Origin of the sequence: Microbacterium candidum (assembly GCF_030315975.1) — a bacterium.
Classification (GTDB): Bacteria; Actinomycetota; Actinomycetes; order Actinomycetales; family Microbacteriaceae; genus Microbacterium; species Microbacterium candidum.
This window is the reverse complement of the sequence record NZ_JASXSZ010000001.1, coordinates 1,118,657-1,140,969: the sequence shown is the minus strand read 5'-3', so window position 1 is coordinate 1,140,969 and position 22,313 is coordinate 1,118,657. Positions and strand designations below refer to the sequence as shown.

Genomic DNA, 22,313 nt, shown 5'->3' with positions numbered 1-22,313 from the left:
GGGCGGGGCGCCGGGCCCGCCCCCCACTTATCGTGGTGGGGGCGCCCCCCCCCCGCCCCCCCCACTTCCGACATGAAGCAGGACGGGTGGGGACGGAATGAGCCGACCGCCGACGATGAACGACGTCGCCCAGGAGGCGGGCGTCGCGCTCAAGACGGTCTCACGCTACGTCAACGGCGAGAAGAACATCAACCCGGAGCTCGCCAAGCGCATCCGTGACGCGATCGCCCTACTCGGCTACCGGAGGAACCTTGCCGCCGCGAGCCTCCGTCCCGGCCGGTCGAGCCGGATGATAGGCCTGGTCATCAGTGACCTCGCCAACCCCTACTACTCGACCATCGCGCGCGCCATCGAGACAACCGCGGCGGCCGCGGGCTACCTGCTCATTACCGCGAGCTCGGAGGAGAGCGCGGAGAACCACGACCGCCTCATCGACCGGTTCATCGGGCAGCAGGTCGATGGGCTCATAGTCGTCCCACCTGCACGGCCCGGTCGGTCGTGGGCGGACGTCACTCCGCCGGTCCCCCCGCTCGTGGTCATCGACCGCCCTGCCGACGCCACCTGGAGCGACACGATCCTGGCCGACAACGCCGGCGGCGCTCACGCTGCGACGGCCGCGCTCACGGCAGCGGGCGCTGGGCGGATCGCGTTCGTCGGCGACACGCTCGCGCTGTACACGATGTCGGAGCGTCTCCGAGGCTATCGCCTGGCGCTTGAGGATGCCGGAATCGCGTTCGACGAAGACCTGGTCGTCACCGGCGCGCACAGCGCGGACGAGGCGGCGAGTATTGTCTCGCGCCTGCTGCGCGAGCAGCGGCCGGACGCGATCTTCGCGGCCAACAACCGGGCGAGCATCGGGTCGGTCCTCGCGTTCCGCGACGCCGGTACAGCGCTCCCGCTGATCGGCTTCGACGACTTCGAGTCGGCACGCCTCGGCACGCCCGCCGTGTCTGTCGCGACACCGCGAATCGAGGAGATGGGCCGCCTCGCGGCCGAGCGCCTTCTCGCGCGCATCGACGGCGACACGAGCCCCTCGACGACGACGGTGTTGCCCGTCGAGCTCATCTTGCGCGGTTCGGAACGGGAGACGCCGACGAGCTGACGCCGCCGTCTCCCGTCACCCCTTGACCGCGCCCCCGAGCACGCCGCTGACCAGGTAGCGCTGCAGAAAGATGTACGCGGCCACGAGCGGTCCGGCGACGATCATCGTTGCCGCCGCGAGTAGTCCCCAGTGGCTCGTGTACTGACCTTGGAACGCGTACAGGCCCAAAGTGACCGGCGCCTTGTCCGGATCCGGGAGCAGCACCGTCGCGAGGATAATCTCGTTCCAGACGCTGATCGCCTGCAGGATGAACACCGTCACGAGCGCAGGGCGCGCCATCGGGATGACAAACGTCGTCAAGTAGCGGAGGTATCCGACGCCATCGAGGGCGGCTGCCTCATCGATCTCAATCGGGATCGACTTCGCGTAACCGCGCAGCAGGATCGGACCGATCCCCACGGCTACGGACATGATGAGTACGTATCCGATCCGCGTGTCGTAGAGCCCGGTCCGCAGCAGGAGCTGGAACTGGGTGATGATCGCGTTCGGAAGGAACAGGATGAGCACCAGCATCACGTTCCACACGCCGGGCCGCTTCATGTAGCCGCGCGCCAGCGGGAACCCAATGAAAAGGGAGACAACGGTGCCGATCACGGCGGCGCCGCCCGCGTAGATCACACTGTTGATCATGTAGGCGCCGAAGTTTCCCTGGTTCCACGCGTCGGGGAAGTTCGCCCAGTTCGGCACAGTGACGAGCCCGTTCGGGTTAGCGAAGAACTGGGCGTCGTCCTTTAGCGCGGTATTCAGGAGGTAGAGCAGCGGGAACAGGTAGAGGATCGCGACAAGGAGTGCGAGAAGGTAGTTGATCGCGCGGCCCGCGGCCGGTCTGCGAGTCCGACGCGGGCCGTCGGCCACGCCTCGCGTCCCGCGGACGGTCCGACGCGGGCCGTCGGCCACGCCACGGGTCCCGCGGACGGTCCGACGCGGACTGGCGGCCACGCCGCGTTCGTCACCTCTCGTCAGAGTCTCTTGGGTGCGGACGGCGGTCACAGCGTGTTCTCCCTTCTGCGGAGGTACCACATGACCGCGAGAGAGATGATTCCCACGATCACGAACTGGACGACCGAGATGGCCGCTGCGTAGCCCTGACTGCCGCTGACCCCGCCGCCGAACCCCTGGGCGAAGATTGCGAGCGACAGCAGCTGGGTTGCCGGGTTGCTTGGGCCGGTCAGGACGTACGCGAGCTGGTAGCTCTGCAGCGCTCCGATGATCGACAGCAGCACGTTCGCGGTGACCGACGGCGCGAGCAGCGGGAAGGTGACGTGGCGGAGCTTCTGCCACGGGGTCGCACCGTCGATGCTCGCCACCTCGTACAGGTCAGAGGGGATCGCCTGGAGACCGGCGAGATAGATCACCATCGCCACGCCGATGCCCGACCAGATCTGCACGCCGATGACAAGGGTCAGTGCCAGATGGGGGTCTCCGAAGAAGGCCGACGAGGATCCGAAGAGCTTCCAGACGGAGGCCGCCGGGCCGCCACTCGGGTTGAAGACGAGAGACCAGATCAGCCCGATGACGGTGACGCCGAGCACCGTCGGCATGAACACGAGCGCCCGATAGAAGTTGGTGCCGCGCAGTCGCTGGTTGAACAGCAGAGCGAACGCCAGCGCGAGGACATTGATGATGACCGTGGTCGAGAGCGCGTAGACGAGGGTGTTCCCCAGCGCGTTGAGGTTATAGCCGAGGTGCGCTGCCGAGAAGAAGGTGATGTAGTTCTGGATCCCGACCCAATTGATGGGAAAGTTCGGGAGGCCGCTGATGTCGGTAAAGCTGATGGCGATGACGGCGATCGCCGGCACGAAGGCGAAGACGATGATCAGCGCCTGCGCCGTACCAAAGGTCGCCAGCAGTGCCCCTCGTCGGCCGAAGGGGTAGGAGTTGGACATTGATCCTCGAATCATGTGGTCCGTCCGGGAGCCATGCTCCCGGACGGACACGTGGGGGAAACCTAGAACGCGGCCGACCAGTCCTTCTGCGCCGCTGCAGCGGCCTTGTCTGGCGTGTCGGTTCCGAGGGGGGCCACGCCGACGTAGTTGAACGGGAACTTCGCCGCGGGTCCCGCGTTGGCGTTTGCCGTCCAGATGTTGTCCCAGGCGAGGCTGAACGACTTCGTGTAGTCCTTGATCGAGCCGAGGAACGGGGTCGACGCGATGCCCGGCTGCGCAGGAGCGAATCCAGCGTCCGCGATGAAGAGCTTGTAGTTCTCAGGCTGCGAGAAGAAGTCGAGGTAGGCGAGGGCTGCGGTCTTGTTCTTCGACGCGGCGGTCGCCGACAGTCGGATCTCCACCTTGCCGCCCAACGTCGCGTTGTCCGCCGCGTTGTCGCTCGTCGGGATCGGGAAGTACCCGTACGAGAACTTGCCCGCGACCGCGGCGTCGATCGTCGTCTGGTTCCAGGTGCCGTCCGGCGTCATGGCGACCGATCCGTTGGCGAACAGGCTAGGAACATCACTGTAGGCGACCCCCGCGAAGTTCTGCTCGGCGTATCCGTACATTGTGTCGACCTTGCTGAGGACATCCACAAGCTTGGGGTCGGTGAGCTTCGCCTTCTGCTTCCAGAGCTGCTCGGCGAGATCAGCCTTGTCAGACTGAGTCGGATACGCGCCCTGCACGGCAGCGAGCATCGTCAGACCCGCCGGCCAGCTGTCCTTGCCGCCGATTCCGAGCGGGGCCACCCCTGCACCTTTCAGCTTGTCGCAGAGCGCGACGAATTCGGACCACGTCGTGGGAACCTGCAAGCCGTACTTCGCGAAGATGTCCTTGTTGTAGAACGCGCCGGTGTAGTAGCTGAGGCCCGTCGGTACGCTGTAGTCCTTGCCCTTGTATTTCAGGGCATCGATTACGGTCGGGGTCCAGTTCTTCATGAAGCTCTCGTTCGACAGATCGACGAAGGTGCCGGCGTCGGCCGCCTTGGCGTCGAACGATTCCGAGCTCGCCGGGACGTAGGACGGGATTTCGATGGGGCTCGCCACGAGGACGTCGACGTTGCCGGCCGACAGGCGGGAGGACTCGACCGACGCCCAGTTGTTCGTGGGTACCGAGGTGAAGACGATCTTGGCGTCGGGGTACTTCTTCTGGAAGGCGGCGTTGACGGCCTTGAAGCCCGCGTCCGAACCCGCGGCGCTGGGAACCAGAACGTTGAGGGTACCGCTCACCTTCCCGCTCGAGTCGCCGCTCGCGGATGCCGAGCCCGAACAGCCTGCCAAAGCGATGAGCGCTCCCGCGATGGCCATGGCCACGGCGCCGCGCGCCACCGCCCGGCGTGTCGTCGTGATTGCCTTCATGATGCAACTCCTTTGTCACGTTCCGCTCGGAGCCTCCCGAGCGGTGGGGTCGGGTTCCGTCTCGGGAAAGAACGGAACAACGTTGTTTCATCTTATCTTGCCGCCTGCGGAAGAATACTGTCAAGCTCTCTGGACAACGTTGTTCGCAGTCCGTAGTGTTCAACCCTGTCCCCGCTGACCGGCCCCGCCGCAGCGACTCACCTGTCTGGAGGATGTCGATGGAACGACTGTCATCGGAAGGCCTGCGCGCGAGCTACGAGGCTGCCCTCGAGCATTCCGACCCGCTCACCGATCGGATCTCGACCGACCAGTTCTCGCGGCACTACACGCAGCGCCCCGCGTGGGCGATCGGGCCGTTCGCCCGCGACGAGTCGCTGACTTTCCGCCCGCGTGATCAGTGGTCTGACCCGACGGGTATCGGCTGGACGTCGAGTTCCGTCTTCAACCCCTCCCTGATCCTCGACGGCGACGCGTTGCACATGTTCTACCGCGCCTCCCCGCGCAAGGAGTCCACTGCCAGCAGGATCGGCCTTGCGACGTACACCGCCGAGGGCGGCTGGATCGACTCTCCGACCAACCCCGTCGTCTACCCAACTGCGGACGATGAGCTCCTCAGCTGCGAGGATCCCAAGGTCTACCGCACCGAGAACGAGTACGTCCTCTTCTACAACGGAATCTGGCAGGCAGCGGGCAGCATTCAAGCAGAACGCTACCCATCCCCGGGCTACCCGATCGCCTCCCTCGGCTGCGACGTGAAGGTGGCGACGTCTACCGACCTGGTGCACTGGGAGAAGCGCGGCCTCGCCGTCCCCTACGAGGTGTCCCGGCTCTGGGCGAAGGGCGCCGTCATTCCTCGCGACCTCACCGGCCGGGCGGTCCGGGTGGGCGGCCAGTACCTCATGTATCTGTCGGAGGGTTGCGGCGGGAGCCCGTACATCGGCCGATCGGACGACCTCGTGAACTGGACGTTCACGGAGCAGCCTTACCTCGATCTGACTGCGGTCGGCGGATCGCTGCTGGAGGTCTCCTGCGCCGTGACCGGGCACGACGACTCCGGCAGCATCGTCCTCGACTTCTTCTACCGCGACGCCTCCGGGGAGTTCGCGGCCGCCCAAGCCCTGTACAACGTCGACGAGCCGTTCCGGCAACTGGCGTTGAACCGCGGCGGCTCCCTCTCCTGGGGTGGTCTCGTCCGCTACGACGGCGACATCCTGTTCGCTCAGGGCTGGGACGCGCCCTCCGGGACGCGCGAGATGTACCTCTACCGCCAGGTGACGGCGTGAGCGCGGAGCACGCCGACACGGTCGATCTCGCCGGAGAGTGGACTGTGCGCGGATGGCGCCAGAACGACTGGCTGCTCGGCCTCACGCCCGAGCGGGCCAAGGTGTCCACCGCCGACATCGGTCCGATCCGGGCTCCGGTCCCCGGTTCCGTCCGCGGCGCTCTCGTGCGCGCCGGCATCGCTCCCGGCCCTTATCGCGGAACGGATTCGCGCGCCTCGGAGTGGATCGAGAACCGGCATTGGACCTTCGAGCGTGCCATCCCCGCGGAGTCCCTGAAGGACCTGCTCGCCGGCCCCGACGATCGGATCGTTCTTGAGGCCGATATGTTCGACGGCGAGGGGGTCGTCCTCATCGGTGAGACCGTGGTGGGTGAGTTCGCGGATGCGTTCGTCAGGCAGCGCTTCGACATCACCGACAGCCTCGATCGCGACGGCGACTTGCTCACGATCGTGTTCACCCGTGTTCCGGACGCTCTCGGCCAGAACGGTTGGACCTCCCGTATTCGCGACTGGAAGCCGCGCTTCTCGTTCGGCTGGGACTGGACGCCGCGGACCGTGCAGATCGGCATCGCTGACGGCATCCGGCTCCGGGTGGGTCCCGACTGGCGCCTCGACGAGGCCGTCGTGAATGCCGCCGTGAATGGCACGGGTGATGGAACGGTGGCGGTGGATCTGCGTCGCTGCACGCTCACGGCCGGCGCAACGTTTGAGGTTTCAGTGATCGACGTTTCCGGCACTGTCGTCGCGTCCGAGTCGGCAGCGACGGGCGACCGGCACACGCTGTCCGTTCCCCGTCCCCGGTTGTGGCAGGTGCGTCCGACCGCGGAGCAGGCCCTGTACACCGTCCGCGTCGACGTTTTCGCCGAAGGCCGAACGCAGACGACGACCCGGCAGGTGGGCTTCCGGACCCTGGAGTGGCGGCGGAATCCCGGCGCCGCGGCCGACGCGGAACCCTGGCTGTGTGCCGTCAACGGCCGGGAGATCTTCCTAGCGGGCGTCAACTGGGTCCCATTGCGCGCGGACCACGCCGATGTGAGCGACACCGAGGTTCGCGCCCGGGTCCTGACGTACTGTGATCTTGGGTTCAACCTGATCCGGGTGTGGGGCGGCGCGCGCGCCGAACGTGCGGCGTTCTACGACGAGTGCGACAGGCTCGGCATGCTGGTATGGCAGGACCTCCCGCTCAGCTCGTCCGGGCTTGACAACGAGCCGCCCTCCGACGCGTCGATCATGGACGAGTTCCGCCGGATCGCCGCCGACTACGTTACGACGCTCGGCCATCACCCCGCACTCGCACTGTGGTGCGGCGGCAACGAGCTTACGCGCGTGACCGCGCCCGCCGTTCCTGGGTCGCCCTTGACGATCGAGCACCCCACGCTTCGGGCGGCCGGCGATGTGTGCGCCGATCTCGCTCCTGGAACTCGCTACACGGCGACGACGCCGTCCGGCCCTCGCTTCGAGGCCTCCGCCTCCGAGTTCGGTCAGGGCCTCCACCATGACGTCCACGGGCCGTGGGAGTTCGGCGGTGATGAGAATGAATGGGATGCGTACTGGGCGGCCGACGACGCGCTGTTCCGGTCGGAAGTCGGGGTGGCCGGTGCGAGCGGCGCAGACCTGCTCGATGCCTTCGGACTGCTGCCCCATGGCGTGGACGACGCCCAGCTCCGCGCAGTGTGGACGCACTCGTCCGGCTGGTGGCTCGCGGGCTTCGATGCCCGCGACAGTGACGTGCCCGTCGAGCAGTGGCTGCACGCGAGTGCGCAGCGGCAGGCGAGAATGCTCAGCTGCGCCTTCGAACATGCGCTCCGACGTTTCCCCACCACGGGCGGGTTCATGCTGTGGATGGGGCATGACACGTTCCCGTGCGCTGTCAGCCTCGCTGTCATCGACTTCTGGGGGCGTCCGAAGCCGGCTGCGCTGGCGATCGGAGGCCTGCTCGATCAGTTTGGCGCGGCCCTGTCGTCCGCGCCGCACTGATCGCGCTCATTTCGCTGCGGGGACGGCGACGGGTGCGCTCACTGCGTGCCCCGGCATACGGTCGCGCTCGCTCGCGGTCACGGCGACGCTGACTTCGTGCCCGGCATCCTTCTGCTGAACGTTGTAGGTCCGACCGCGGGCCCCCGGGATCTCCTGGCCGTCGCGGAGCCACTGGTACGAGAAGCTCGCGCCGGCCGGCGTCCAGCTGCCAGGGTCGGCGATGAGGACCGACCGCAGCGCCGCATTGCCACCGATTGTCGGTGCGACCGTTGGGATCGGCGACATCCGCGCGGCGATCTGCTGGGGGCTCCCGGTGGTCAGGGTGCCGTCCGAGGCATCCCTCAGCACCGTCACCTTCCTTCCGTCCAGGAGCGCGTAGGTCGCCGTCGCCTGCGCGGGATAGAGGATCACCGCGTCGAGTCCCGCGTCTGCTCCCGGCGGGACGGTCACCGTGAGGGTGGTCGCGCCAGCCGCCAGCGATGCCCTCCCGAGGTTCACGATCGATACCGTTCCCGCGCCAGCCGGCACCGTCGCCGCCGCGCGGAACGCGCCGCCGATGGCGATCGTGGCGGTTGCAGCCTTCGGCTGGCCCACCTCGCTCAGGAAGACCGAGTACTCGCCTGCCGAAGTCACAGCGACCGAGAAGGTGCGGCTGGAGCCTGCCGGGGCGAGCGCGTAGGCCGACCCAGAGAGGCTCGTTGAGCCGTAGCGGACCTCCGGGGTGCCGAGCCGGAACAGGTTCGCCAGCGTGACGGTCGAGTATCCCTCGTAGGCGTTGGGGTTCGTCGATGTGCTCGAGAACTCGACACGTACGGAGATCGTTCCCGCGGGAACCGTCGCCACCGGAGTGGTGTTAACCGACCCGCTTCCCGAGTACCAGGTGCGGGCGTTGTAACGGAATCCGCTGTCGTCGGCCAGGAGCGTGGAGGCACCGGACGCGTCTACTGCGAGCACTCGTGCGCGCAGGGTGGTTTGGAACTGCACCAGAGCGGCGAAGTTGAGTCGGAGGGCGTCTCCGACCTGCGGTTGACCTGCACCGCCCACGGGAAGGTCGAGGCTCAGAGACCCGCCGTCGAAGATGCGGACGTTGTTGTAGCCGACGCCCTTCACGAAGATCGCATGCGTGCCCTGCCACAGTCGGTACACGGGTTGCTGCTGGGTCAGCGGCAGTGCGTCCGCATAGATCGCCTTCTCGTCCGTGCCGGAGGTGGCGCTCTGACTCACCAGCGCCTGAGCCGGATCGTTCAGCGCGCCGCCCGGCAGCTCGAGCGCCGCGTCGGAAGGCCGACCTTGGCGGTAGAGGTCCTCGAACTGGATGGTTTGCGTGGTGTGCTCAGCGGTCTTGGCCGAGGTCATCAGTGCTGCCGCCTCCGGCACGCGCTTGAGCCGGAGGATGGCGCGAAGTGCCTCATCCACCGACTCGGCTCCACTGTTGTTGTTGAGCCCGCCGACGGTGATCCCGTCGAAGGCGAGGCCGAGGGCCTGGTCGAACATCGGAACGCCGATCGCATTCTGGCCCGTCCACCACGTGGCGGCCATCCCGGCCATATCGGCATACTTCTTCAGCCCGGTCACCGAGTAAAGGGTGAGGTAGTTCTCCACGTAGCTGGCGGTGGCGTAGTTGATCGCGGGCAGCCCCGACTTGTTCGGGTTCACCGAGAAGGAGCGCCCGGAGATCAATAGGTCCGACAGGTAGCTGTCCGCCTCCAGCTCGGCCTTCTTCACCAGCGTCTTGTCACCGGAGAGCTGGCCGGCGAGCGCGAGGGCCTTCGCCTGAATGCTGCCCCACTCGTCCCACTGGCCGCCGGTGTTCGTGACCGCGCCGAGGGGATACGTCGTGAAGTCGCCGGATTGGTATGTGCCGATGCCCTTCCCGAGCCGGCCGGCGAGCGCGACGGCCTGTGCCCTGGCAGCGCCTGCGAGGCTCGGGGCGTGGGCGGCGAGCGCCGACACGGCGATCGACGACAGCCACACGTCGTTGCCCGGCAGCGCGGGCGCCGCCGTGCCCCTCGCTCCGGCGATCGGCGCAACGACCTCGCCGAGCCGCTTGAGGCTCAGCGTGAGGTGTGAGGTGAGCTGCGCGTTCAGACTTGTATCACCTTTCTGGATGAGCGGGAGCGCAGTGGCCATGGCCTCGTAGCCTCGCGCCGCCCAGTAGCTGAAGCTGGTCGACGACGATTGGCTGTCGCGCTTGTAGATGACGCCTGCGGCGTCGCGGTCGACGAAGTTGTCGAAGTCGCCGTTGGGGGCCTGCATCCACATGACGAATGCAAGCGCAAGCTTCAACTGCTGGTAGCTGTGCTCGTCCCGGTAGGTGCGGTAGTGCTCGGCCCAGACGAGGGCTGCCCGCGCGACGTCGTCGAGTGCGGCGATGCCCTCCTGCGGGTCCGAGATCCAGGTGTAGCCGCGGCTGAGGTCTGCCGGGTCGACTGGTGCGGAGTAGAGGTGCACGATCAGCATCGGGGTGCCTTCGACGGTGACGTGCTCGCTGAGAAAGTCGAGATGCGCCAGGTTGCCGTAGACCTCGCTGCGGTCGTCGAGGATGAAGCGGGTGAAGTAGGAGACGTCGGCCAGCGTCACCTGCCCGTCGCCGTCGTAGTCGAGCGCGGGGTCGGTGGTGCCAGCTTTGACCTGGGCGGTCAGCCAGGCGGCGTCAGCTGCGTTCACCGCGCCGTCACCGTTCATGTCGTCGTTCCTGGGCGCGCGGGTTGCTCTGGTCTGCACGGAGGCCAGGCGCAGCGGCGCAGCGGCCGTGTTCGTCAGGGCGACGGTGACTGCCGTCGCGCCGAGCGGTACGACACCGGCGCCGACCGCGCTGCTGGTCAAGGTCTGCCAGGTGCCGCGGGAGGTTGGAGACGGCAGGGCGGCGGACGCGATCGCCGTCTCCCCCGAACTCACGGATCCGACCGCACGGGCGACCGTGTCCTCGGGCGAGACGAACGCGCGGAAGGACAAGGTGGGAATGTCTCCGGGAAGCGGGCTGTCCGCGCCGGCCCCGACGGGTAGCGACTGGCTGATGCCCGCACCCGGAGCCAGCATCACGCTGCGCAGGGCGGTCGCGCCGCTGCCGGACCAGTTGCCACTTCCAAGCACCGCGGAGAAGTCGCCGTTCGGGATAGCGTAATCGACCTGTTCACCGGCGCCGCGTATGCCCCACGCGTGCACGGCGTGGAACTCGATGGGCGCGGCGGTGTCGTTGTGCAGTTCGATGTAGAGAGCGCCGGCTCCCGCGCCGATGCGCCCGCCGTTGGAGACGAAACTCGTCTCGGCGGTGATACGGGTGCCGCGCGCGAGCCCGGTCAGGTCGCTCCGCTCGGCGAGAATCGAGCTGCCGTCGGTGAGCCGCACGAGTACGTCGGACTGCGTGGTCACGCCCGAATCGAGAGTCACGTCGACGGAGGCGTACACCACATCACCAGCCTGCGGAGCGCTCCCGGCGCCGACCGGGATGCCTTCCCAAAGCACGCCGCCCGGCGCAAGCAGGACCGAGTTCTCAGCGGTGACCGTTCCTGTCACCGACCAAGGGTCCCCGAAGTCGCCACCGGCGAGAGGGTAGGTGACCGTAGCACCCGCCGCGGTGGACGCCGCCGCGGGCACGGCTTTCACCGCTGGGACGCCCAGCGTACCCAGGACGACACCGAGGATCACCGCCCCCGTCATCCCCGCCCGGATTGGGCTCTTCCCTGCATCGGCCCACGTGGGTCGCACCATCGTAGCCATCCTCATCGATCGTTATCGCCATCCGTCCGGACTGAACAACAGAGTAAGACAACGTTGTTTAGCCGCGCAAGAGTAGCCGGCAGCCTCACTCCTTGGGATTCCTGGGCATCTGTGCAACAGTTGAGGTGCCAGGTAAAAACAACGTTGTCTGATCGGATCTTCACTCAGGAATAGGCGGCTGCATGCCCTCCCGTATTGCCTCTGTCCTGCCCGAAGCGGCTCTGCCGGCGGGCATCTCGGTTCTGGATCGTGCGATCGACCGGTTCTCCCGTGCCCACGACGCATCGCATTACCTCCTCATCCCCTCAGCCGTCGTTCAGCCGGCCTCCGCCGAGGAGGTGAGCGAGGTCTTCCGCGCGTGCTCCAATCAGCAGATCCCGATCACGCTCCGCTCGGGCGGGACGAGTCTGAGCGGGCAGGGCGTCAGCGACTCGGTACTTCTGGACACGCGCCAGAAGTTCCAGAGGATGTCAGTGTCGACCGACGGAACGTCGGTGACCGTCGAACCCGGCTTGACGATCCGTCAGGTCAACGCCCGGCTTGCCCGCTTCCGCCGCCGGCTCGGTCCCGACCCGGCAAGCGAGATCGCGTGCACGGTCGGCGGTGTGATCGCGAACAACTCCAGTGGTATGGCGTGCGGCATCGAGCAGAACACCTACCGGACCTTGCGCTCGCTGGTCGTTACTCTGGCCGACGGGACCACGATCGACACGGGCAGGCCGGGCGCAGACGACACGCTCTGTCAGCGCGAGCCCGGACTGCACGCTGGGCTCCGGGAACTGCGGGATTCGATCCTGCGCAGGCCCGATCTGGTGGCGGAGATCAAGCGCCAGTACTCCATGAAGAACACCATGGGCTACGGGCTCAACTCGCTCCTCGATTTCGAGCGGCCGATCGACATCCTCACCCACCTACTCATCGGCAGCGAAGGAACGCTCGGATTCGTTTCCGAGGCCACCTTCGAGACCGTCCCGGTCTCGCCGTCAATCGCCACCGGCCTCCTCGTCTTTCGCGATCTGCGGTCGGCAACCGCCGCCCTGCCCCACCTAGTCGCGGCGGGCCTTGCGACAATCGAACTGATGGACGCCACCTCCCTTCGGGTGGCGCAGTCGCTGAGTGATGTCCCGGCCGAGATCTCAGCCATCCGGATCCGCGACCAGGCCGCCCTCCTCATTGAGCACCACGCCGCGGACGACTCGGACCTGAATCGCAAGACAGCCACGTTCGGGGAACTCCTCCCGAGCCTCGAGCTTGCCTCGCCGTTCGAGTTCGTCACCGACGCGGCGGCCAGGGCTTCACTCTGGCGCGTCAGGAAGGGACTGTACACAGCGGTCGCCGGAGCACGCCCGTCCGGCACCACGGCGCTGCTCGAGGACGTGGCTGTTCCGGTCGAACGGCTGCTCGAGACGTGCGAACGACTGAATGTGCTATTCGCGGCGCACGGCTACACGGACACGGTGATCTTCGGGCACGCCAAGGACGGCAACATCCATTTCATGATCGGCGAACGCTTCGACGACCCCGACTGCGTCGCCCGCTACGAACGGTTCACGGCCGACCTGGTTGACCTCATCCTGGAGCAAAGAGGAACACTCAAGGCCGAGCACGGGACCGGACGCATCATGGCGCCGTTCGTCCGCCAGCAGTTCGGCGACGAGCTCTACGAGGTCATGTGGCGAATCAAACGCCTGTTCGACCCGCAGGGCATCCTCAATCCGGGTGTGCTGCTGTCCGACGACCCTTCCTCTTACCTCCAGAACCTCAAGTCGAGCGGTACCGTCGAGCCGGAGGTCGACCGCTGTGTCGAATGCGGATACTGTGAGCCGACCTGCCCAAGCAAGAACCTCACACTCACGCCGCGCCAGCGCATCGTCCTCCGGCGAGAGATGCGCGCGGCAGAAGACCGCGGCGACAGTGAGCTGTTGGCCGACCTGGCAGGCGACTACGACTACGACGGCGTGCAGACCTGCGCTGTCGACGGCATGTGCGCCGTGGCCTGCCCGGTCGACATCAACACCGGCGACCTTGTCCGGCGGCTCCGCGCGGAGACTGCTAACCGGTTCGCCGGTGCTGCTTGGGGACTCGCCGCCCACTATTGGGGACCCGTCACGCGGATGGGAGGCGCAGCGCTCAGCGCGGCCGACCGGCTCCCGCACCCCCTGGTGGCGAAGGTCACCGACCTCGGACGAGCTGCGCTCGGCGCAGACCAGGTGCCGCGATACTCCGACGACCTGCCACGGGGCGGGCGCGCCCGAAACCCCGGCCTCCGCGTTCCAGACCCGCAGGCCGTCTTCTTCGCAGCGTGCATCGGCACAATGTTCGGTCCGGGAGGCGACGGCGTCGGCAGTAGTGAGGCATTCAGGCTGCTCGCTCACCGAGCCGGCGTCACAATCGTCGAGCCCGAAGGCGTAGCGGACATGTGTTGTGGGACGCCCTGGAAGTCGAAAGGACACACGGTCGGCTATATGACTATGTCCGACCGTGTGCTGCCGTCCCTCCTGTTAGCGAGCAACGGCGGAAGGCTGCCGATCGTGTGCGACGCTGCCTCCTGTACGGAAGGACTGGAGACCATGGTGGAGCGCGCTCGCGCCGCCGGCCCCGAATACGCATCGCTGCGATTCGTTGACTCGGTGGAGTTCACGAACACGACCCTCCTCCCGAACCTGTCCGTGAACTCACCGCTAGCGTCCGTCGCTCTCCACCGCACGTGTTCGACCACGACACTTGGGGTGAGCGGCCATCTGGTGGGCATTGCTAAGGCAATCAGCGAGGATGTTTACGAACCCGTCGACTGGGGATGCTGCGCTTTCGCCGGCGACCGAGGAATGCTCCACCCCGAGCTGACCGCATCTGCGACAGAGCGCGAGGCAACTGAAGTCAACGCTCGTGAGTATGAGGCGTACGCATCGGCGAACAGGACGTGCGAACTGGGCATGTCGCGAGCAACAGGGCGTACCTATGTGCACATTCTCGAACTGCTCGAACAGGCGACAAGGGCAAGCGCAGGCAAACCTGCACTGTGAGGCGGCGGCTCTGACTTGGTTGAGCTCACCATCACAATCGCCCAGCAGGGCATGGTCGTTCGTGGACGAAGGCGCCGTCCGCGCCTACTGATCCCAACGCGGGACTGGGATCGGCCAGTTCAGCGGGGTTCGCGGATACCCGAGAAGACCGAGGGACGACGTCCCTCGGTCTTCTTTACGCGAACTTACGCGGCTGAGCAACCTGAGCACCCGTCATCGATAGACCTGAGCACATCGCCAAGGCATGCGCGATTCGGAATACCCCAGACCGTGCCATGAATCTGGTCTAACGTGTCTCAGCGCGCGTGAACATCGTCGAATAACGCTGAATGGCGGAGACGGAGGGATTTGAACCCTCGGTCCCCTTACGGGGACTCCACCTTAGCAGGGTGAAATCGGCGATCCCGGCCTCCATAGGCCGGAGGCTCGCCTTACCGCGGAATCATGCGGCATTTCTGACATGATCAGATGATTTCCCCTCCGATGGTGGCCGCTCGTGACGCACTCCATGCACTCGGGACTCGCCGAGAATCGGCGTCCTCACGATGCTCGGGGACACCTGGGGGACACCTGGCCGAACGCACGCCGAACTGGTCAGTAGAGCCTCGATCGGGCGGCGTCGGCGAAGCGCGGGACGCCAGCGCGGGTGAGCGCGAGGAGATAGTCATCGATCTGCATCGTGGGCGAGGCGTATCCGTCGACGAGCTCAACGAGGGCGCGAAGCGTTGGAGCGTGGTGGAGATCGAGTTGGTCGAGGAGGAAGTCGTCCGGGTGCACCACTTCGACATCGAACCCCCTTGTAGACTCCGGCGGGAAGTCCTTCAGGTTGAACGTCACGAGCACTTCCGCGCCTCCGCGGACCGCGGCCGCGAGGACGTGTCGGTCTTTCGCATCACACGTCATCGTCGGGACAAGTGAGGCGTAGCCGTCGACCATGGCATCCGGGAAGTAGCTGACCATGGTCGCGATGCGCTTGTCGATCAGAGCCGCATTCTCACCGGCTTCGATGAGGTTCTTCCGCAGCTCGTTGAGTATGTCCGTAGACCACAGCGGTCGATACAGCCCGCGGTCGGCCAGCTCGAGAATGAAATCGTTGAGCAACGCGCCGTACAGCACGTTCGTGCCGAAGAGTGCGGGAAAGCTCACTCGTCAGCAAACTCCGTTAGCCGCTTCAACCCAACCGGCGATCCGACCTGGACCTTCGCATCGAGGTTCGCATGCGCAAGATCGCGGAGCGCGGCACGACGCGCGGCCCGGAACCTCTCCTGATACTCCACGAGATCCTCCAGCCGGACCCGCCGGTGACGACCCGGCTTATCGAACGGGATCTCCCCTGACTCCAGCAGGCGCACCAAAGTCGGGCGACTGATCCCTAGAAAATCCGCCGCCTGCTGAGTGGTCATCGTCATCCCCTGCGGGATGACCGTGATCCCCTCCCCTGCCGCGAGTGCATTCGCGACCAGATCGAGGATCCGGAAGATCTCATCAGGGATGGGACGCGCCTGACCACCCGGATCCACCAGGGCAGCCTTGCTCGCCCCTTTCGCGAGATACGCCTCAAGCTCCCGCATCAGCTCAGCGAAGTCGAGAAGCTCCTCCCGCGCGGCGGCCTCCGGGAGGTACGTCTGGGCCTTGCGCACGCCACGCGGCACATCAGTCGGAGTGCTCATGCAACTAGGGTACTCGTGGAAACGAAAAAAACGAACAGATTGTCGTCGTGCCGCCACGCAGCATGTCCCGATGTGTCTGGAAGCGCCGCCTGTCGTAGGGGTCGGAGGCCCCGCTAGCTTGATGTACATGGCGGACTTTGACCTCGAAGCGATGACGCTTTCCGACCTTCTCGCACTGCATGGCAGCGTCCAACGCGAGATTCACCGTCGAGGTGTGTCACGCACCGCCGGCAGCATCGAGGGTGAGGTCGGCGAGCGGCTGGCCCTAATGGTCTACGGTGGCACCCTTCCGACAGCCGGTACGCGGGCGTATGACCTTGTCGATGCCGAAGGCCGCAAGATTCAAGTGAAGACGCGCACCTTGCCACGAGGGCACGACCGGATGTTTCAGTTTCACAGCCTCGACTTCGACATCGCGGTCTGCATCCGATTCGAGCGTGGGACGGGACATCTCGACTGGGCACGCGAGTTCGCGGTGGCAGAGCTTTGCGAGTTGGTCTCTCCGCACAGCGCAGGCCCTCGTCTGGCCATGGGGCGGGCACAGGCGAACGGCCACGATGTCACGCCTGGGTTCCGCGCAGCATGGGATGCGCTCGCGCACGCAGGGAGCCTTTCATGACGCCGGCGTTCTGGAGAGGCGTGTGGTGGCTACCCTCGACGCCTGAGACGCAGTCACCAGGTCAACTGAGGGTCGACGCCGATGGGACCTGTCGTCTCGAAATCGTCGGTTCTTTGAACCTGGGTGCGGTGGGGCAAGCCGCCGATGACGCGACCCGACCGAGAGGTGATCGCGTCCCGGAGATCCACGGGATGTCCAAGGGAAAACCGATCACATTGCTCGATTGCTTCACGACGGCCAGTGATGGGTTCTCCGCGAGCACGCGCTCCTACCAAGACATTCACGTGCAGGAGGCGCTCATCGGCGCGCATGTCGCGCGCGACGAGCCGGCGTTCGCGGCGGCCATCGTCGAGATAGAGAATCTGACGAGTTGGCTTGCCCATCCCAACATCATCGAGAGGAGTGACGATGGCGAGGGACAGCATGCCACCACCAGCCGGCCACCGGATCTCTCGTGTGTGATCGACGGTTGGACGATCACCGCCCGGGGGCTGGCGCAGCCGTTCCGCGCGAACCATAAGCACTCCCGTCTCGTGGTCGAAGGTGAAGTGTCGACCTACCTGGTGCTGGCTCCTCCGGAACCGGTCGCGGCTCGCGAGTTCCACGGCTTGGTGCACGAGATCTCCGACCTCATCACACTCGCCGCGGGTGAAGCCTCCGATCAGATCAGCTTGACTCTGATCCACCGGGAACCAACGATCATGCCCGAACGGGATGGGAGCACCTTCGAGATGGACACGCAGGTCGAGTCGTTCGGCGCGCGAATCCACACGGCGATGCCGGAAGAGGCCTCTCCTATGGACTGGCGGCTTCTCTTCAGCTGCAGGGACCATACCTTCCAAGATCTCGTCGTCGATTGGCTTCGTGTTCGTAGACGAGCGCCCGACGCGTGCAACGTCTACTTCGGACTTCGCTACGCGCGCCCGCGGTACACAGAGACACGCCTGCTCCTCACAGCGATCACCGCTGAAGCTCTCCACAAGGGTCTTGTAGACGCGACAGCATTGTCCGATGCGGACATCGAACAGACTCGCCTTGCGAGGCTCCGCGACGAGCAGCGCGAGGTTGCCAAGAAGCTGGGCAAGACCCCGACATTCCGTGAACGTGCGATCGGCCTCGCTGCCAAGCCAGACGCCGACGCTGTTCGCGAACTCATCCCGGACATCGAGGCGTGGGCAGATCGTCTGAAGGATGCCCGGAACAACCTTGCTCACACAGGGAACGAGACTACTGACGACGACATCTTCTACCTCGAGTGGGTGACGTCGTCGTTGCTCGCGCTAGTACTCATGGCTGAGCTCGGATTGTCGCCCGAGACACAACGCCGGGCGGTGCGGGACATCCTCAGCCCGCCTCGGTAGACCCTGGCTCGGCGAAGGATGGGCACCGCCGAGTGAACCGCCTCGCGCACGTCCAAGGAACCTGATTGCGTACGTCGGAGCAGAGGAACGTACAGCACGCCTGGGTGCGGTTCGCCGACCACGAGGCGCTAATGGACTGCGTAGCTGGATCGCGCCGCTCCCAGCGACGTGCGGCCGATCGTTCGTCGTGCGTGCCTCCGATGCACAATTCGACGCTTGAGCAACTCGCCCACAGCCAAGCTTGTGCGTGAGTGTCGATGAACCGCCGGTCAGTCGTTGGTCACGTTGCCGACGCCGCCATCGGGTACCTGCACGGGAGGCTTTGGCGGCCGAACGAAGTTCGTCGGCTGCTGGCCGTGTTCAATCACCCGGTCGGGGTCCGGAACCATGTGCTGAATCCGAGGGTTCTTCTCTTCAGCCATCGCAATCTTCTTTCTCTTGGTCGGCTCTCGCGGGATTTGTCCAGAACACCATGTCGTCGTTGTTGATCATCAGGAACACGCCTGACCCTGGGATAGGACCTTCACCATCGAAGTTGCCGTCGTTGGTCATGCGGAACTGGTGAGCGATGTAGATGCTCCTGGGCTCAGGGTACGTGGTCACGAAGGACCCCTTGGTGAACCAACCGCCGACCCATTCCCCGTTGCTCCGTTTGACCTTCACCCACGCCTGGTGATTCTGCTCACTGGCGTGATCCCATGCGCTCGGCACGGAGTTGTATCCGTGCTTGGACTGCGGCAGACGCACCCACCCGAAGCCGCGCTTCACGTCCCCTCGAGCGTCTTCCGCCCAGTTCGGGAACACCCAGTCGATGCGACGCCGGTGCATGACGATGCTGACAACGGTCGGGACGGCGACATAGAAGACGAGGACAGTTAGACCGAGAAGGCGTGGGTTTGCGATCGCCACGGCATCCGCGTCTGCACCGGGCCCCACTCCGCTGAATAGCCAACCTCCGAGGAGAAGCAGATAAACGGCCGTGAGCGCCACAGAGAAAACCGCTCCACGAGCGATGGTTAGGCCAACATCCCTGTCTGTCGCGGACTCACCGCGAGCCCACCTGCCAACCCCCGCGTAGATGAATCCGGGTAGAGCGAGCACAATGAACGCAGCAATTGCAAGACTTCCCTCAGGAATCCCCACGTCGCTCTTTCCGCTGTTATCAGTAGGTACGGCTACGGTAAGGATGTCCATCGCGTGAGACGCAAGACAGCGCATTCGACCAGCTCCGCGATCGCGCCGAGAGATCTCACCCGCAATACCGTCCTGCTCCGTATGCGGTGGTTGTCATCAAGACGTCGCAACACAATCAGCCTCGGTGACCTGGGACGCTCCGCTCTTGACGGGCCTGAGTCGCGACCTCCGACGAACGTGGGTCATCCGGGAGGACACCACCTGTGAAGAGGTGGTGCACCCCGTGGCGGTCGGCACCGCGAGTTCTGCGCACTCACGCGCCAGAACGAGCCTGTCACCCCAGGGATGTACCGTCGCCACCAGCTCCAGGTGTCCCCCGGCGGTCCCCCAGGGGGACACCTGGAAGACCAAAAGAGGCAGGCATCTCGCAAGACTAGCCCGCCGCATCAACGCGAAAACCCCCGGCTAACCGGGGGTTTTTCTGCGGAGACGGAGGGATTTGAACCCCGCCGTGGGCGTTACGGCGAGAGTCGATTATGTGCGTTTCGATTGATTCAGCGCTGTTCGCCGCTCTCCTCGATGCCGTTCGGCGACGCTCGGCGATCTTCATTTGTTCGCAAATTCTTCGCACGCCAGCGAGTGATGTGCGCGCTCTACGACCCAGTTCGGCCCTTTCAATTGCCCGGCACGCGGTTGGTCTGCGCGTACGCAACGATCCTCGCACGGTAGCCCGCGACGTAGTCGACCAGCCGATAGTGGAACGACTCGATGCGATGTCTGCGGCACGGGATCACCGTCTCAACCCTCAACGCGGGACCACGCGCCGGGATCCTTGGCGATATCGCGAAGCACCGCTTCGAGCCGGAGACTAGGTTCCCGACCAGCGAACGGGCACTCCGGCTCGTCCGCGCGTAGGCGATTCTTGCGCGGGGCGTCGACTCGCATGATCGAGACGATCCGACCACCCCGCATGAAGCGCGCCTTCAACGCCCCGGGTTGGGTTGAAGTGGATTTCTGGACCGGCACCCCTCGCCCGTCGGGGTCAGTGCGTCCCGGTGAGTGCTCGCCGCCGCGAGAGCACGGCGGGGCTGCGGCGCTGCGAAACGTCCCACGCGTTGTTGTCGCGCAGAGGCGGCGGGAGGAGCCCTGGGGCGCACGTGGTAGGCGACGCCTCCTGGAAGCGCGTGATGGCCGCGGTGCCGACACTCGTGGCATCCGTAGTCGCCGCCCGCAAACGGTCCGCCATGCTGCATCGCGCTGGTGACCGACAGTCCCGTTGTGCTCCGAATAACTGCGTGGTTCCGGTGCCTGTCGTCGGTCGCGTGGTAGCAAGGGCTATGGCGCAGATCACCGCGACCAAGCGCACGACGCTCTATCGGATGCTGGCGGGTAGCACGCTGGAGACGGCGCTGACGGAAGCGCGCAGGGAATCGAATGATGACTTCACGGTCACTGACCTCCAGATCGAGCACCGACCTGCCCGGCTTGTCACAGGCTCGATCACGACCAGCGCGAAGTGGTCGACGGATCTGAAGCTCCTCACCGGTCAGTCGGTGTCGCTGTCGAACAGCTCCCCCGGCGCGGCGCTCCTTATCCAGGACACCGGCGACGTGATCTGGGCACTCACGTGGGGAACTGGGTTCCACTTCCTTGACTCCGAGCAGATCGACTTCGGGTTTGGCTCGGGGATCGTCGCCCGCTCAGCGCTCCCTGCGGAGGTGAAGTCGCTCACGAAGACGATCCTCGACCACCGTGCTCGGGTCGATCGGAGCTCGATGCCGAACGGCAGCACGATCCGCGACCTCGGCGTTGACGGATACGGTGAAGTCGTTAGCCGGATCGAGGCGAAGGCACGCATCGCGGAGCTCGCGGTCGGTGACAAGGTCATCCAGCTGCGTGCCGCGGATTCGCTGAACGTGCCGCTCGCGAAGTCCCCGGCCCGGCTTATGGGCGACCTCGGCGTGCTGGAAGACCTCTCGCGTCGACCGGTCCTCCCCGGCCTGGAGAGCCTCGAACAGCTCATCGCCCTCAAGCCGCAGGACAGCCGGGTTCCGGCCCTAGATCAGAAGCTCGTGGACGCGCTGCTCTCCACCGATCCGCATCGACTGGGCGTGTCGTGGCCCCACGAGCGGCTCGATGCGCATGGCCCGGTGATGAGCGTCAAGGTGACCGGATTCGGCGATCGGCAGCGGCGGGTATCGGAACAAGCTCCGGAGATCGGGGACGTGCTCGGGTGGTTCGCCGACGTCCCACGCGAAGAGATCCTGGACCGGCTGAAGATGGTGCGCGTCGAACTGCACAGCGATGCAGACCCGCAGAGCCACACCCTGGCGGCGACGCCGGTCCCGCTGCGTCGCTGGCTGGCTTTCGAGGTCGAGGAGGGCAACCAGCGGTTCTGCCTCCACGACGGCAGCTGGTACCGGATGGACGACCAGTACCTCGCCCGGATCGACGAGCGCGTCAAGGAGATCCTCGCGGAGCCGGCATCGCTGCAACTGCCCCCGTGGGGGCCAGAACCTGAAGCCGACTACAACAAGGAGGCCGCGAGGGTGCTGTCGGGCTACTGCCTGGACCGGAAGTTGATTGCCACGCCCCTGCACTCGCGCGGCGGGATCGAGCCGTGCGACGTGTTCGTCCCACCGGGCGTCCTGATCCACGTCAAGCGTGGCCGAAGCTCCGCCGACCTCAGCCACCTCCTCGCGCAAGGGCTGGTCTCGACCGACGCGCTGGCACGCGACGAGAACGCCCGTGCTGCGTGGCGCGCCAGGATCGACGAGGAAAGCGAAGGCGCCGTCAACAAGGCCGAATTGAAGGAAGTGATCCTCGCGATCGGCAGCGACAAGCCGGTCACCGTCGACACGCTGTTCACCTTCACGAAGGTGAACCTACTTAAGCAGTTCGATGCGCTCCGCTACCTCGGCGTGCAGGTCCATATCGCCACGGTCCCTCCCCGGCCGGCTGCATCATGACTCGGAGGGATCCGATCATCTCGATCCTCTCGAGGCGCGACGCCACCACCGGTTGTTCGATTCCAGTGGCTTTGTCGGTCGAGCGGCTCGAGTTTCCGCGAGATTTCACGGTTAGCTCCAAAGGCCCGGCGGCAAACCAATGCCGCACAACGTGTCACCAGTAGAAGCGCATG

At 65.7% G+C, this 22,313-nt stretch carries 16 protein-coding genes; 7 read left to right on the top strand and 9 right to left on the bottom strand.

Features of this window, described 5'->3' with window-relative positions; translation table 11 throughout:
* The first annotated feature begins 97 nt into the window (after positions 1 to 97).
* The gene (locus QSV35_RS05265; protein WP_286287397.1) at positions 98 to 1,102 is read left to right on the top strand and encodes a LacI family DNA-binding transcriptional regulator; all 1,005 of its coding nucleotides are present in this window, start codon (positions 98 to 100) and stop codon (positions 1,100 to 1,102) included.
* Between the two features lie 15 nt (positions 1,103 to 1,117).
* On the opposite strand, the gene QSV35_RS05260 is transcribed toward QSV35_RS05265, so the two are convergent.
* The 3 genes from QSV35_RS05260 to QSV35_RS05250 all read right to left on the bottom strand — a co-directional run bounded on the left by QSV35_RS05260 (position 1,118) and on the right by QSV35_RS05250 (position 4,385).
* Positions 1,118 to 1,957 carry a carbohydrate ABC transporter permease gene (locus QSV35_RS05260; RefSeq protein WP_286287395.1) on the bottom strand — a complete coding sequence of 280 codons (840 nt, stop codon included), beginning with the start codon at positions 1,955 to 1,957 and terminating at the stop codon, positions 1,118 to 1,120.
* Between the two features lie 131 nt (positions 1,958 to 2,088).
* Entirely contained in the window at positions 2,089 to 2,988 is a 900-nt protein-coding gene (locus QSV35_RS05255; protein ID WP_286287392.1) for a carbohydrate ABC transporter permease, read from the bottom strand.
* A gap of 62 nt (positions 2,989 to 3,050) precedes the next feature.
* Positions 3,051 to 4,385, bottom strand: coding sequence for an ABC transporter substrate-binding protein (locus QSV35_RS05250; protein WP_286287390.1), 1,335 nt, complete (start codon positions 4,383 to 4,385; stop codon positions 3,051 to 3,053).
* 218 nt (positions 4,386 to 4,603) lie between these two features.
* Here QSV35_RS05250 and QSV35_RS05245 point away from each other — a divergent pair, with 218 nt between their 5' ends.
* Together QSV35_RS05245 and QSV35_RS05240 are read left to right on the top strand one after the other, a co-directional pair.
* Positions 4,604 to 5,668 carry a glycoside hydrolase family 130 protein gene (locus tag QSV35_RS05245; protein WP_286287389.1) on the top strand — a complete coding sequence of 355 codons (1,065 nt, stop codon included), beginning with the start codon at positions 4,604 to 4,606 and terminating at the stop codon, positions 5,666 to 5,668.
* Positions 5,665 to 7,644 carry a glycosyl hydrolase 2 galactose-binding domain-containing protein gene (locus tag QSV35_RS05240; protein ID WP_286287387.1) on the top strand — a complete coding sequence of 660 codons (1,980 nt, stop codon included), beginning with the start codon at positions 5,665 to 5,667 and terminating at the stop codon, positions 7,642 to 7,644. Before QSV35_RS05245 ends, QSV35_RS05240 begins: the two co-directional genes overlap by 4 nt.
* Before the next feature lie 6 nt (positions 7,645 to 7,650).
* Here the strand turns inward: QSV35_RS05240 and QSV35_RS05235 are convergent, their stop codons facing one another.
* Complete coding sequence (locus QSV35_RS05235; protein ID WP_286287385.1) at positions 7,651 to 11,355, bottom strand: dockerin type I repeat-containing protein; 3,705 nt, start codon at positions 11,353 to 11,355, stop codon at positions 7,651 to 7,653.
* A 191-nt stretch (positions 11,356 to 11,546) separates the two neighbouring features.
* On the opposite strand from QSV35_RS05235, the gene QSV35_RS05230 reads away from it, so the two are divergent.
* Complete coding sequence (locus QSV35_RS05230) at positions 11,547 to 14,387, top strand: FAD-binding and (Fe-S)-binding domain-containing protein (protein ID WP_286287383.1); 2,841 nt, start codon at positions 11,547 to 11,549, stop codon at positions 14,385 to 14,387.
* 594 nt (positions 14,388 to 14,981) lie between these two features.
* Here the strand turns inward: QSV35_RS05230 and QSV35_RS05225 are convergent.
* Entirely contained in the window at positions 14,982 to 15,533 is a 552-nt protein-coding gene (locus QSV35_RS05225; protein ID WP_353618959.1) for a PIN domain-containing protein, read from the bottom strand.
* A complete protein-coding gene (locus tag QSV35_RS05220; protein WP_286287380.1) occupies positions 15,530 to 16,057 on the bottom strand; it encodes a helix-turn-helix domain-containing protein in 528 nt (175 codons plus the stop codon). Before QSV35_RS05220 ends, QSV35_RS05225 begins: the two co-directional genes overlap by 4 nt.
* Positions 16,058 to 16,184: 127 nt before the next feature.
* Between QSV35_RS05220 and QSV35_RS05215 the strand changes: the two genes are divergently transcribed.
* On the top strand, positions 16,185 to 16,676 hold the full coding sequence (locus tag QSV35_RS05215; protein ID WP_286287378.1) for a DUF6998 domain-containing protein: 492 nt from the start codon (positions 16,185 to 16,187) through the stop codon (positions 16,674 to 16,676).
* Positions 16,673 to 18,037, top strand: a complete 1,365-nt coding sequence (locus QSV35_RS05210; protein ID WP_286287375.1) for an ApeA N-terminal domain 1-containing protein — start codon at positions 16,673 to 16,675, stop codon at positions 18,035 to 18,037. Before QSV35_RS05215 ends, QSV35_RS05210 begins: the two co-directional genes overlap by 4 nt.
* A gap of 269 nt (positions 18,038 to 18,306) precedes the next feature.
* Here QSV35_RS05210 and QSV35_RS05205 read toward each other — a convergent pair whose 3' ends face one another.
* The 3 genes from QSV35_RS05205 to QSV35_RS05195 all read right to left on the bottom strand — a co-directional run bounded on the left by QSV35_RS05205 (position 18,307) and on the right by QSV35_RS05195 (position 20,417).
* A complete protein-coding gene (locus QSV35_RS05205; protein WP_286287373.1) occupies positions 18,307 to 18,459 on the bottom strand; it encodes a hypothetical protein in 153 nt (50 codons plus the stop codon).
* Positions 18,452 to 19,231: a DUF6338 family protein gene (locus QSV35_RS05200; RefSeq protein WP_286287371.1), complete on the bottom strand. Its 780-nt coding sequence runs from the start codon at positions 19,229 to 19,231 to the stop codon at positions 18,452 to 18,454. Before QSV35_RS05200 ends, QSV35_RS05205 begins: the two co-directional genes overlap by 8 nt.
* 982 nt (positions 19,232 to 20,213) lie before the next feature.
* On the bottom strand, positions 20,214 to 20,417 hold the full coding sequence (locus QSV35_RS05195) for a hypothetical protein (protein ID WP_286287369.1): 204 nt from the start codon (positions 20,415 to 20,417) through the stop codon (positions 20,214 to 20,216).
* A 91-nt stretch (positions 20,418 to 20,508) separates the two neighbouring features.
* Here QSV35_RS05195 and QSV35_RS05190 point away from each other — a divergent pair, with 91 nt between their 5' ends.
* Complete coding sequence (locus QSV35_RS05190; protein WP_286287367.1) at positions 20,509 to 22,140, top strand: DUF6119 family protein; 1,632 nt, start codon at positions 20,509 to 20,511, stop codon at positions 22,138 to 22,140.
* The last annotated feature ends 173 nt before the right edge of the window (positions 22,141 to 22,313 follow it).

Bases quoted from the DNA above. Each gene is read 5' to 3' on its own strand.
- QSV35_RS05235 (WP_286287385.1), bottom strand. From the start codon at position 11,355: ATGGTGCGACCCACGTGGGCCGATGCAGGGAAGAGCCCAATCCGGGCG.
- QSV35_RS05205 (WP_286287373.1), bottom strand. From the start codon at position 18,459: ATGGCTGAAGAGAAGAACCCTCGGATTCAGCACATGGTTCCGGACCCC.
- QSV35_RS05245 (WP_286287389.1), top strand. From the start codon at position 4,604: ATGGAACGACTGTCATCGGAAGGCCTGCGCGCGAGCTACGAGGCTGCC.
- QSV35_RS05195 (WP_286287369.1), bottom strand. From the start codon at position 20,417: ATGGCGGACCGTTTGCGGGCGGCGACTACGGATGCCACGAGTGTCGGC.
- QSV35_RS05215 (WP_286287378.1), top strand. From the start codon at position 16,185: ATGGCGGACTTTGACCTCGAAGCGATGACGCTTTCCGACCTTCTCGCA.
- QSV35_RS05220 (WP_286287380.1), bottom strand. From the start codon at position 16,057: ATGAGCACTCCGACTGATGTGCCGCGTGGCGTGCGCAAGGCCCAGACG.
- QSV35_RS05200 (WP_286287371.1), bottom strand. From the start codon at position 19,231: ATGGACATCCTTACCGTAGCCGTACCTACTGATAACAGCGGAAAGAGC.
- QSV35_RS05250 (WP_286287390.1), bottom strand. From the start codon at position 4,385: ATGAAGGCAATCACGACGACACGCCGGGCGGTGGCGCGCGGCGCCGTG.
- QSV35_RS05265 (WP_286287397.1), top strand. From the start codon at position 98: ATGAGCCGACCGCCGACGATGAACGACGTCGCCCAGGAGGCGGGCGTC.
- QSV35_RS05230 (WP_286287383.1), top strand. From the start codon at position 11,547: ATGCCCTCCCGTATTGCCTCTGTCCTGCCCGAAGCGGCTCTGCCGGCG.
- QSV35_RS05255 (WP_286287392.1), bottom strand. From the start codon at position 2,988: ATGTCCAACTCCTACCCCTTCGGCCGACGAGGGGCACTGCTGGCGACC.
- QSV35_RS05210 (WP_286287375.1), top strand. From the start codon at position 16,673: ATGACGCCGGCGTTCTGGAGAGGCGTGTGGTGGCTACCCTCGACGCCT.
- QSV35_RS05190 (WP_286287367.1), top strand. From the start codon at position 20,509: ATGGCGCAGATCACCGCGACCAAGCGCACGACGCTCTATCGGATGCTG.